Raw genomic sequence first — 13,275 nt, 5'->3', positions numbered from 1 at the left:
TTTAAAATGACACCATTTTTTGATACGTCAAATTGGGTATATTTATTATGGGATACGCCATTATTGCTTGGTGCTGCGATATCAATTTGTGTTACACCGTTTGGTAAACCTTGAACGGTTGGACGTTGTTCTTGGCTGGCATTTTGATCAACAGCGATATTATTTGCGTAACTAGATTCAACAATACTAACCATACCAAATGCAATATAGGATAAAAATACTAAGGGTTTTAACATACAGGATTGATCTTTTTGCTTACAATACCCTTCCATTTTTTTTGTGGTTTGATTATGACTAGCCATGACTTGATGAGATTTAACTATTTCAGAAACCACAACAAATAATCCACGAACTTTATTAAAAACGATGCGATAAAAATTTTTATTCATAGTATTTTTCACCTTGTATCTAATGCTGATGTCTGAAAACAAAAGCATATTAAGTTATTAAAAATTAATTAAATTTATAAAAAAAATTAATATCCTTTTATTAACAAGCAAAGATATTAATGGGTTACTACAACTTGAAAAAAATATACAAATTCTGTCATTCGGGTATTTATGGGGATTTTCTATTAACCAACAGAAGATTAATTAGTTTTGATTATCATCAATTTTATGTCGTTAACATGAATAGTTTGACCACTGACTCAATATTTAAAAATTGACGTAAAAAGAACAGTATTTCAAATCACTCATTGGATCTTATTAACAAATAGCTATTGGTTAAATATTGTTTTTATTTGATATATAAATGTAAGTTAATCTTATTTAACATGACTAATAAATATCAAAAAAACAAATAATACTGGAACTGATTGATTTCACAATGGTGTGTCTTTTATTGATTGATGTGAAATTGTGCCTATACCACAAGGCATTCATTGGATAAATAAAGTGTACTATATAAACATTTATTTGAGGTTCGGTCAAAGACTTTATTAAATTATTTTATATATTATTGAAAGAATTTAATTCAATTTTAATTTAAATCAAAAAAATTTAACTTTAGTAAATTTTTATATCAATGTTTTGCGATTTTAATGTTTATTTTTTTAATAAGATGAAAAAATTAGTTTCTAATTAACCATTATTTTTACTTTACTACGTTTTTTCGACATTTATTGCTTTTTAAAGAATAGTGGTGGTTTTAGGGGTAAAAATTTATATGAACAGCATCTAAAAACAGCAATGTTAGAGAAAAGAAGAATTCCATTTGGTCACAATTTTTTTAAGATAGCTAACATTAAAGAGCAGGTTAAATCGGTTTCTATTTTCAGTATATGATTATTTAAATTTCGAAAAATAGACCCTGGTTTTCTAATTTTTTATACATAGAAAACCAGAATCTTAAGTTATAAACAACTGTTCAAGTTAAAAAACATTAGCAATCCATAAGTTATAGTTGATTTTCATCATTTATAATTCCTGTTATTAATCCATAATTCTCAATGTGATTCACTTTCGTTTTAATGTATTTTGCATTCATCACAGCTTTCCAATCATTTCTAAAATAATCAGCATATAACCAGATGTGCATATCAGAATCAACTCGTCCGTAATTATAAAAATTCTTTGTCACAATATTCATTAAATTACTTGTTTCAAATTTTCCATAATTCGATAACTGAGTCGAAAGAATATCTAGGTTTTCAGCTTTAATCAAACCATACCAATCATTTTTAAAATTGGTGCCGCCTATTTCTAGATCTCCAAATGTAAATAAAGTCTTGTTATTGTAGAAATCATTAACGTTGATAGTTATATATCGATTAGCTTTTATTTCGTTCATGTTGTTCATTTTTCCACCGGCGATATCCAGTTTATCGGCATCAACATGACCTGCCCAATCATTTTTAAAGTCTGCACTATATATACCAATATGATTATTAGATGTGAACCGACCTTGATTGTAGATGTTGTTAACAATGATTTGTAGATCATTAGTCGCATTAAAGGTACTATGATTGTCCAGTTTATTAGCAAATATTGTCACTAAATCAGCTTTAACAAGACTTTCATTTCCTTCATTTGAAAAATATGAAGTATTAATATCTAAATTTTCATCAGATAATAACTTAAATTTATTATATAACTGTTTCACCCCAATATTTAGGGAATCTTGAGCAGTTATTAAACCTTTATTTTCTAATGTTGTACCGGATAGATCAATTTTGTCAGCGCTTATTGAAGCATTCATCTCATTTTTTAGTTTGTCACCCTGAATGCTTAATTCATGTTTCGCCAATATCTTCCCTTGGTTATAAAAATCCTTAGATTTAATTTTAATTTGATCTTTTGACTGTATCGAACCAAAGTTAGAAAAACTTTCATTGACGATCTGTTGGTCGAAATCAATTAAATTAGCGTTGATTGTTCCTTGCCAATCATTTTTAAAATTCTTATTCTGATTTACTTTTAGAGTTTTTATTGCATCAAATTGACCATTATTGTAAAAATCATTACTTTCAACGATTATTTTACTGGATGAGTATACCGAACCTTTATTTTCAAAATAATCATTATTGGCATATAATTCACCGACTTTTATTTTGCCAAAAGCGGTATTAATAAAGTCACTACCCACTTCATAAAAATAGCCTACATCGATAAGACCTTCGTTAACACTTTTATGTGGATTTATTAACTTGAAATAATCAGCTATTATTTTGCCATTGATGCCATTGTTATAGTTTATTTCAGCAGATATATCCAATGCGCCAGTTAAAATTGTACCATCAGAATCGAAATTTTGTGTTATAACTTCCGCATCATAAGCGTTTATTATTCCGTCTTTTTTGTTAGAAAATTCTATACTATTAATCCTGATTTCGTTTCTTCCCACTAATTCATTAAGATTCGTGATACTTTTAACATTCATAGTTAATCTATTGTCGGCAACAAGTTGACCATAATTGACAAATTCGTCACCAAAAATTTTGATATTATTTGATTCAATTTTGCCTTTCCAATCATTTTTGAATTTTCTACTGTTTATAGTGACTTCTTTTTTAGCAGCTAATTTTTTATTATTTTCAAACTGATTTGCGAGCAGATTAATTGTGTCATTTACGTTAATATTGCCTGTATTTTTTGCCATATTCGCATTAATTTTTAGATTTTGCGCTTTTATATTTGCTGAATAACTATTATCAAACTCTTTACTCGTTGTTGTAATCTGTTTACCCGAAGATATTAATCCTTGGTTACCAACCCAACTTTCTGCATTAAGCGTGATATCACCTTGCGCATTTAATCTATCAACATTTTTTATTTCTGCTTTACTGGATAATACAATGTTTTTTGAACTTTCAATTGTTGAATGATTTTCAATTCCACCATAAGTCGTTTTGAATTCGAGGTTTTGCGCTGAACTGATATAACCAGCATTAATTACTTTGCCATCGTTGGTTACAGTTAATGTTCCTGCATTTGCCAATAACGTCCCATTATTTCGTACACCAACGCCATGTTCTGTCCCAACCATTCTAATTTTATCCGCATACATGCCCCCTAATCTTGAGACATCTATGCCAAACTCGGGTTGTCCAACGTGATTATCAAAGCCTTGTGTATCAATATGTTTTAAATCCGCGCTAACTTTTGCTTTACCCGTTATGACATTGATTTCCTTATTTGCCCATAATTTAGCATTGATATTGACACTTCGAGCGATCAGATCACTATAATCTTGTCCGGTATCATTTAGACCATTACCTGTAATTTGAATTTGACCTTTTTCGACCAAATAGCCTTCTAGGTTACCATTTGTTACAATCGGTTTACCGGTTGTTAACGTGGCTCTATCTGCATTGATAAAGCCACAATTATCACAGGTAATCCCAGCTGGATTAGCGATTATCACCTGTGCTTTTTGCCCGGCGACTTCAATATAACCATTTAATTGGCTGATATTGTTAGAATTAACTTCATTTAAAATAACTTTTGCGCTGTTTTGTAATAGTGGATTACCATTGATATTTCCTGCTAGTTGTGTATTCGTGCCACCAGTAGCATTATTAAGAATCACACCCTTTTTTGACACATCAAATTGAGTATATTTATTATGAGACACACCGTTTCTACTCGGTGCAACAATATCGATTTGTGTTGTACCATTTTGTAATTCCTTAACGACAGGACGTTGATTTTGATTGGCTAAGGGATCAACCACAATACCTTTTGCATAAGTTGTACCAACAATACTTACCATACCTAATGCAATATAGGATAAAAATGCAAGTGGTTTTAATGTGCAATATTTTGTATCGTTATTTGAATTCTGTTTAATATCCGTTTTTTTAGCTTTTCGGCTGCAATGTGATATCGCCTGATGTGATTTTACAATTTCAGATACCACAACGAACAATCCACGAGTTTTATTAAAAACAATGCGATAAAAATTTTTATTCATAGTATGTCTCACCTTTCATAGATCTACTCTTTTTTACTCAAAAAGAATCGGAATTTTCTTAAAAACCAGTCATTTTATAAAAATCAATTTATTCTATAATCAAGGCATAAATTAAGATTACTGGTTTACAAAATGACTAATATCAATTAGTTACTACAATGAAAAAATGACTACAGTGTAATTAACAATCTGTTAATTGAATTGAATCAAATCCAATTAATATCAATAGTTAATATAACTTTTTACTGCAAAATGTAATGTGAAATTAAGCTCATATCCATTAGTCATCGTTTTGTATAAGTTATCGATAGTTAACTTTCATAAAATAGGACTATTCAAATAAGGTTAATTCAAGTTATAAAAAGGAAATTTAATAGAATCTAACAACCTGTATAGCGAAATTAGATGGCTATTCTTTTATGGCTGACTGAATGCTTACAATCAACAAAAATAGTGACCTTTTTAATGTTATGTATCTTATCTTGGTGGTAAGAGTTAAGACTTTTCCGCGATTAATAAACACTTAAAAAAACTGTAATCAATTTATTAATATTTGATCGTTTTATCATCAGTTTACAAAGTAATGATAAAACCCATGATTATGCGGTTTAGATAAGATAACTTATATATAATAATCTTTAAATAAACTTTCAGTCAAAGGTTTATTTAAAATATCTTCATTAGCTTTACAAAAAATTTTTTTAATTTTTCTTCATTAACTAATGCATTAATTATTATAGAGTTATTTAATTGATTTAATTTAGTACTTTATTATTGTTTATTGAAAACAATAATAAGTACTAATTTATTGTTGGCTAAATGATAGGTAACACTAATAAGTCCAATTTAAATAGAATCCAAGTGTTAAATGATTAGTATTAAATTTGTCAGGTTTATGTAGGGGCACGCCAGCAAACATATCATAATAAAGACCAAAGTGACGTCCTCTAATTCCGATAGCCGAACCGACTAATTTTTTACCCGTCAGATTTTCGGAATTTCCTCCAAATACACCACCGGCATCCAGTCCTAAATATAATTGCTGGTTTAGTGGCGTATACCATATTAAATCATTGCGAATAAACCAGCCATTATCGGCACTTAACATCTCTTCACCATCAAATCCTCGTACCGTCCAACGACTACCAATCGAAAATCGATCTGGTGCAGTTAATTTATTACGTCGAGTGTATTGTCCTTGTGAATCAAGGCTGTATCCAAAATTTTGATTACCGAGTTTAAAAGGCACATAAACGGACAAATTAGCATTAATGATATCGGTTAGAGCACTACCGATTTCAGATTTTTCTTCAAATGCTTTTTGTGCGCCAAACCAACGTACGCCTTTTTGATAAGATGCACCTGCATAAACAACGATATTATCGAAGTAGTGACTATGCTGTAAGCCAATTCGCCAATTGCTTGTTTTGCGCCGCTGAATTTCGATTTCAGTATCATTGATGAAATTGTGAGACTCTCTTAAATTGATGCCATAACTTAATATTGTTTTTTGCGCTTCATTACGGTGCAATACTCGGCTAATTTGAAAATTATAATATTTACTTCGTCCTTTATATTGATAATCGACCACATCCGAAATTTTTTGATTATAGGTATTTGCATACATTGAGGCATCAAAAAGCCAATAACCAAATGGGACAGAATAGGCAAATAGATAATTTTTTGAACCATAATCGTCCACTCCCTCTAAATTATGTCCACCAGAAACATAAAAACTGTCACTAAGACCAAGTGGATTATCCAAATAAAGTGTAAGCCCACCTTGATAGCGACCCGTACTTTTTGATCCCGAATTATCTAACGATAATCCTATTCGCCAATATTTCGATTGTTGACGTTGGATAACAATATCTGTTTCACCGGCCTCTTCTCCTGGTAATAATTGGATTTGAGCACTGGCAGTTGGGATTCGCTGAAAATTTTCAAGTCCTTGTTCGATAGCGCGTAAGTTAAGTAAATCCCCTTTTTTTAATGGCATATTACTGGTTAAATTGGCTCTGGTGTCACTATCTGATGAATAAAAAATATTTCTTACCGTCCCTTTCAGCAACAATAAAGTAAATGTTCCTGAATTAAGATCTTGTTGAGGCGCCAAAACCCGTGTTGTGATATAGCCATAACTAATAAGCTGATTTTGTAATTCCGTCATCAGTAAATTTAAACCTTTGCCACCCAAGCAACGACCTTCCGCTTGTTTGGCTAACGTATTTAACGGTATGGTAATTGGAAAGGCATCACGTTCTAACAATTCAACATGTTGAATCGGAAAACAAAATTCCTCTTCAGGAAAATTGATCGTCTGAATTTTTTGTAAAGGTGACATTAAACTTACATTAGGTGTTTTAGTTGACAATGCCTCTTCTGTTGCTTTTTGCCTTTCTTGTTGGTAGATCAGCTGCTGATCACTGATCTTTCGTTCTTGTGCTGTCGGTAACTGCTCAGCAAATACGTTATTTGAAAAGATAAAACTTATTACTACAATTAACAATACTCTGATTTTCATCATTTTTCCTATTATTGTATTTTAGTTTGCGCTAATGTTAATTCGATAATCGAATTTAGTCCATAAAAAAATAGACATGCGTTAAAAATAATCAGTTCAATCGTTAAAATCTTTTCTAAATAAAAGAAAATATATTAGGATATATCAGCATGAAAACTTAAAATAAATCGTTTGAAATCTCGCAGGCAATATTTTGATTATACTAATTGATAATTATGATTCTTTTACGTTTAATATTTATGATTATCTTTGTCGAGCTAAAGCCAAAGTTAAAGTGATTAAAAATAATGAGATGACAATTGACCAATTGAAAAAATTAAACTTTTCTAAAATTGTTCTCTCACCAGGACCGGGGAGTCCTAGCAATGCAGGAATAACTCTTTCCGTTCTAGCTGAATTCAATCGTACCTGCCCAATATTCGGGATCTGTTTAGGACATCAAGCAATAGCACATTATTTTGGATATGAGATTGTCAAATCTCCGCAACCAATGCACGGTAAACTCGATAATATTAATCATGATGGTCAAGGAATCTTTACTGGAATTGACAATCCACTGACGGTAGTGCGTTATCACTCTTTAATGGTAAGGGATAATTTATTACCTACATCATCACCACTCATTGTCACCGCACGAAATAAACAAGGATTGATTATGGGATTACGCCATAAATATTTACCTATTGAGTCGGTACAATTTCATCCTGAAGCAATCAAAACAGATTGTGGTTTGCAAATCATCAAAAATTTTGTTCATCAATAGGATTTACATGAAAGTTCATATCGATTTTGAAGGTCAACATAAATATTTTTGCGATCCCATAAAAATATTAGCAACAACTAAAGTGTCATCCATAAAAAAATGCTTAGAAGAGATTGAATCATTTATTGCACAAGGATTTTATGCAGTAGGATATTTAGCCTATGAGAGTGCAATGGGCTTTAATCAGGCTAATCAAACCCAATCCAATCCGCCTCAAGATACCGATTTACCTCTACTATTATTTGGTATTTATGATAAATACTCATCTCACCCCCCTAAATCAATACCTCATTATCAGGCAGAACCATTAGTATTAAGCTGTGATACAACTATTGAAGAATATAATCAAAAAATTGATTTTATCCGTTCTCAAATTGAATTAGGAAATACTTATCAAACCAATTATACCATTCAATTTAAAGCGCCTTTTGACGGAAATCCAATTGATTATTACTATTTTCTTCAAAAAAATAATCAGGCAGATTATTGCGCTTATCTTGAACATGATGATTATCATATTTTATCGATTTCACCCGAGTTATTTTTTAGGATTGAAAATAAAACGATTACCACCAAACCGATGAAAGGCACGGTAGGACGAGGTTTGACTACACAACAAGATAATCAACAACGCCTTTTGCTGATGTCAGAAAAAAATCTAGCAGAAAATATGATGATTGTTGATTTACTTCGCAATGATTTAAGCCAAATTTCCAAACCCGGCACGGTTGTTGTACCAACGCTCTTTTCTGCTGAAAAATATCCAACCGTGTGGCAATTAACCTCAACTATTGAGGGTCAATTAATTGAAAATATTCATTTATTCGACATTTTTCGAGCATTATTTCCATGCGGTTCAATCACCGGTGCGCCAAAAGTTAGTACGATGCAAATTATCGCTCAAATTGAGAACACTGCTCGAGGGGTCTATTGCGGCACGATTGGATATATTGAACCATTTGGACATAAAATGGTATTTAACGTGCCAATTCGCACATTAACGATAAATCAGCAATATATGCATTATGGTGTGGGTGGAGGGATTACCTGGGATTCCACTTCGCAAGATGAATATAACGAAATTTTAATTAAATCAGCAATTTTAAATCGTACAATTACCATACCAGAATACATTATTGAATCACTGTTACTTGAAAATGGTCAGTTTTTTTTATTGGATCAGCATTTAACAAGATTAACTGATTCTGCAAGTTATTTTAATTTTGAGTGCAATATCCGTATCATTAAGTTAGCCCTAATGAATCTGGCAAACACCTATTCTAAAAATTTGTATAAAATACGGATTTTACTTAGAGAAAATGGGCAGTTTGAGATTAATCATGATAGTATTATCACGCCTTTGCAAATCGCCGAAATTGAGTTTGCTCCAAATTGTGTTAATAACCAGAATCTCTTTTTATATCACAAAACATCAATTCGGCATCATTTTCCGGCACTAACCCCTGCAAAAGAGTATATTAACTTTAATCAACATGACGAAATCACAGAGTTTGTTAATGGTAATATCGCGTTATTGGTTGATAATCAATGGGTAACCCCCAAAATCACCTCTGGCTTACTGGCGGGGACAATGCGGCAATTTTATTTGGAATCAAAACAATTAGTTGAAAAAACACTGACTAAAAAAGATGTATTATACGCTGAAAAAATTGCATTCATTAATAGTGTTCGCAAATGGGTGGAAATTGATGATAAAGTTTTTAACCACTTCAAACAACAATTAAAAAACGCAATGATATAAAGGTAACGATTTCGCCAACTCAATGGCGAAATGTTATCGAATCACTTAACGTATTATCAAGGTGGCAAAGTCACGCTCTTCATCCTGCCAACCTTTCGATAATGCATTGACTAATGCGGCATAGCCATTATTTTTTAACGCTATACGATGTTCAAAAAATTTTGTTTCAATATTATCTTTACTATCTTTAACAACCCAACGCCCTTTTATTATCGCATCGCCGGTGTAACTGCCATGAAATCCATCAATAAATAGTTTGACGGTCATTGTTGGGGTAGTAATTGCTTTGGTTGAAACTAAATAATGAGGTAAAAAAATCGCTAAATCTTGTTCTAAACGATCACCAAGTTGTTGTGAAAGCGATGATCCCCATAAATTGTTTGAGGCCGTAACAAACTGAATATTATCCGTTTGCAAGACAATCCCTGGTTTGTTTAAAAAACTAGCTACATCTATGGATTCAATCCATATAAAACCATGCGCTGAATTCAAGGTTTGTGAACGTTGATTTTGTAAATGACTCTCTAATTGAAAGTAATGTTTTTCAGCGGTTCCTGAAGAACAGCCAACTAATGTCGTTAATAATGCCATAATCCCAATTGTAAAAATGCGATTTATTATGCTTTTCATTATTTTTTACCTTTTGCTTTGGGTTCCAAATCTTGTTTAACAGGTGCAGAGAATATTAAAGCATTGCTTTTATCATTCAATGTGCTTAACAATGGCGTTAACTCATCCATCATTTGTTGAATTTTTTGCAAACTCTCTTTTATTTGATTATTCATTTCTGAACCAGGTTGTAATTCTTTCATTGTATCGTTCAATGAGCGTAACGCTTTTTGCAGATCTTTTGGCATCGTTTGCATCTCTTTGCTTGCCATGATCTTATTCAACGAATTCATTAAACGCTCACTCGATGCCAATGATTGATTAAACTGATCCATTGTTTTATTCAGTGGTAAATTATTGAAGTTATCTAATAATTGTAAAATTTTAGCTTGAATTTGTGCTATGCCTGTTGAAGTAGTGTCGATGGTATCATAACCATATTGCACAGCTGTTTTTTCATTGTATTCATTTTTTAAATCAGGGTAAAAATCCAAATCAATATACAGCGCACCCGTAAATAAATTTGATGTTTTAAGCGAAGCTCTTAAACCATTTTTTTGTTCTTCCATGATCTGCTTTGCAATATCGATTTTTTCATCCACTAAATCGGATAAACGATCAGGTTCAATCTTAATTAAGACCGGTACTTTCTGATTCAGTATTGACGATTCATTTAACATGTCTATGGTATAAAATGGCACTTTGCTAACCGTACCGAGTCTTATTCCATGATACTCAACCGGTGCGCCAACATTTAGCCCCGATATGGAATCTGAAATCATGATCAGGAACTCTTTATATTGAGTGTATTGAGATTCTTGTATCGACTTTTTATCATCGTATAATTGATATAATGCATACTGCTGTGCTGGAGCCCCTAATTTAGATCCGTCGGGTAAATCAAAACTGATTCCCCCAGATAACAGAACATCTAAAGAAGGAAAATTCAAACTTGCACCCATAGAAGAAAGTGTTAAATTAATTCCACCTTCTTTCCAAAATCTAACATTTTGTGTCACTAGCGCATCATAAGGCTCTTTGATGAAAATTTGATATTTCATTTTACGCGCTTCAACATCAAACAACGAGGTTTCTACATTCCCTACCCGATAGCCTCTAAACATCACTGAAGCACCACGCGGTATCATTCCGCTTTGATCACTTTCTAAATTTAACCGAATACCCTTAATACTAGGATCGGATATGGGTGGCGAATCGGACAATTCAAACGGATCGTTTTTAAAGCTATGTTTATCATTTCCTGCGACTAATTCAATATAAACACCCGATAAAATCGTACCTAATCCCGTAACTCCATCACGCCCTATTTCTGGTTTAACCACCCAAAATATGGAGTCATTTTTAAGCAAAGGCTCCATATTTTTATAGATTCGTCCTTTGATGACAACTTGATTATAATCATCCGATAACGTCACTTGATCTATTATGCCTACATCAACACTACGATTTTTAATCACCGTTTTTCCGGCAACAATACCGCTAGCATCTTTTGCCAGCAAAGTGAAGGATGTACCTCTATCAGCAAAATGAGAGTAAATTATCCAAAGCCCAACAATTACAGTAACAATAGGAATAATCCATATTGCTGAGATAGCTCTGATTTTGATAATTTTTGCTAATCTATTTGAATTTGTCATATGTTTCCTATAACGCTAATTTCTAATTGGTCTACGATCCCAAATTAATCGAGGATCAAATTTTTGCGATGCAATCATTGTCACAATTACGACGGTGGCAAAAAATACAACACCAATATCTGGATATACCCCCATCATTTGTTGATTTCTAACTAATGAACACACGACAGAAACCACAAAGATATCAATCATTGACCATTTACCGATAAATTCGACAGCACTATATAATTTTTTCATTCTCAAACAATTTTGTTTATTTTTTCGCTTAACCGCTAAGGCAAAATAACAAAGCCAGCTAAGTGAAATAATTTTCAAAATTGGAATAACAACACTCGCTGTAAAAATAATTAACGCAACAGGAACATCACCCGCTTGCCACATATAAATGACCCCATCCATAATGGTTGAAGTCGATGATGAACCAAATACAACCGTTATCATAATGCCATATAAATTTGCTGGAATATAAATTAGTAATGAAGTTGTTAGTAATGCAATCGTCCATTGTATTTTATTACGGTTTCGAATCTGACTTTTCTGTTTGCATCGAGGACATTTAGCATACTCAAAAGGAACAATAGCCTGACAACAGCTACATAACTTTAATTTTTGACTGATTGCCGTTTTACCTGTTTTTAATTCGCCTTTAGCAAAATTATTTGTTTTAATCTCATTCCAAATTGCATCCGGAGAAAAAATAACTAACGCTTTTATATAAAAAAAGGCAAATAAACAAAAAGCCCAAAATGAACTGGTTACGCCGATATTACCGTAACTCATCAACTTAACAAAGCTAACCAGTACCCCTGTTAGAAATATTTCTGGCATGCACCAGTGTTGAAATCTTTCGTATACAACTAACAGATCTCTTTTGCGATATTTTGAAAGCTCTATTTTAGAGCAAAGTAGCGCAATAATTGCTAAATTAATAACGGGAAAAAGCAATACAAACACGACAAAAAGCGCCGAAATATAACTGTAATTATCATCAAATAGTGTTTTAGGTATATCAATAACACTCACGCCATTAAAATTACCGACCAGACGAATATCAATAAATATAAAATGACTTGCTGCGATAACCATTATCAATGCACATATGGCGTAGATCATCGCTTTAAACTTCATATCTGCATTATTTTTAGCTAAGGTGGTATTACAACGAGGACATACCGCCTTATGTTTTAAAAGAATATCAGATAGCTCTACAACCAAATCGCAATTTGGGCACAATTCATATTCATTACATTGTTTATCAATGGTCATTATTTCCCTTTATGTAAGCGCTAATTAGATATGTAAAAAGTTAGGTTTAGCATAACATTTAAGTCTAAAGCTTTAAACAATTTGATCGACAAAAAATTGACTTCAATAAGATTAACTTAATTCGTATATGACTTATTAATCGCATTAAACTCACAGTAACAAATACCATTTTGCAGGAAAAACGAGCAAATAATATCCAATTTTTACCTTATTTACTTTCTATTTTTTCAATTATTTTTTTTGATAAACAAGTTCATTGGTTTGTATTTGTCTCAATGTA

General features: G+C 32.0%; 8 protein-coding genes (1 of these 8 running past the window's edge). 2 read left to right on the top strand and 6 right to left on the bottom strand.

The features are described from left to right. The 3 genes from J3U35_RS01390 to J3U35_RS01380 form a co-directional block, all read right to left on the bottom strand. On the bottom strand, positions 1–389 hold the 5' end (the start) of the coding sequence (locus J3U35_RS01390; protein WP_267359054.1) for a filamentous hemagglutinin N-terminal domain-containing protein. 2,401 nt of this gene lie to the left of the window's left edge; 389 of the gene's 2,790 nt are visible here — the first part of the coding sequence; its start codon is at positions 387–389; its stop codon lies off the left edge, out of view. Between the two features lie 1,009 nt (positions 390–1,398). Then, positions 1,399–4,413: a filamentous hemagglutinin N-terminal domain-containing protein gene (locus J3U35_RS01385; protein ID WP_267359052.1), complete on the bottom strand. Its 3,015-nt coding sequence runs from the start codon at positions 4,411–4,413 to the stop codon at positions 1,399–1,401. 832 nt (positions 4,414–5,245) lie between these two features. Further along, positions 5,246–6,937 carry a ShlB/FhaC/HecB family hemolysin secretion/activation protein gene (locus J3U35_RS01380; RefSeq protein ID WP_267351733.1) on the bottom strand — a complete coding sequence of 564 codons (1,692 nt, stop codon included), beginning with the start codon at positions 6,935–6,937 and terminating at the stop codon, positions 5,246–5,248. Between the two features lie 193 nt (positions 6,938–7,130). Between J3U35_RS01380 and J3U35_RS01375 the strand changes: the two genes are divergently transcribed. Next, on the top strand, positions 7,131–7,700 hold the full coding sequence (locus J3U35_RS01375; protein ID WP_267359050.1) for an anthranilate synthase component II: 570 nt from the start codon (positions 7,131–7,133) through the stop codon (positions 7,698–7,700). Between the two features lie 7 nt (positions 7,701–7,707). Beyond that, positions 7,708–9,462 (top strand): aminodeoxychorismate synthase component I, encoded by a 1,755-nt coding sequence (gene pabB, locus J3U35_RS01370; protein WP_267359049.1) that lies wholly within the window; start codon positions 7,708–7,710, stop codon positions 9,460–9,462. Positions 9,463–9,507: 45 nt separating this feature from the next. Here the strand turns inward: pabB and J3U35_RS01365 are convergent, their stop codons facing one another. From J3U35_RS01365 to J3U35_RS01355, 3 genes are read right to left on the bottom strand one after another with little or no spacing between them, the layout of a single operon-like run. Next, on the bottom strand, positions 9,508–10,092 hold the full coding sequence (locus J3U35_RS01365) for a PqiC family protein (RefSeq protein ID WP_267359047.1): 585 nt from the start codon (positions 10,090–10,092) through the stop codon (positions 9,508–9,510). After that, on the bottom strand, positions 10,092–11,729 hold the full coding sequence (gene pqiB / locus J3U35_RS01360; protein ID WP_065559049.1) for an intermembrane transport protein PqiB: 1,638 nt from the start codon (positions 11,727–11,729) through the stop codon (positions 10,092–10,094). The genes J3U35_RS01365 and pqiB overlap by 1 nt, the downstream gene beginning before the upstream one ends. Before the next feature lie 15 nt (positions 11,730–11,744). Further along, positions 11,745–12,995: a PqiA/YebS family transporter subunit gene (locus J3U35_RS01355; RefSeq protein WP_267351739.1), complete on the bottom strand. Its 1,251-nt coding sequence runs from the start codon at positions 12,993–12,995 to the stop codon at positions 11,745–11,747. Between the last annotated feature and the right edge of the window lie 280 nt (positions 12,996–13,275).

It is taken from the genome of Gilliamella sp. B2717 (assembly GCF_026536675.1).
GTDB classification, from domain to species: Bacteria; Pseudomonadota; Gammaproteobacteria; order Enterobacterales; family Orbaceae; genus Gilliamella; species Gilliamella apicola_I.
Note: the sequence above shows the minus strand (reverse complement) of the source record. Positions and strands in the feature narration are given on the sequence as shown.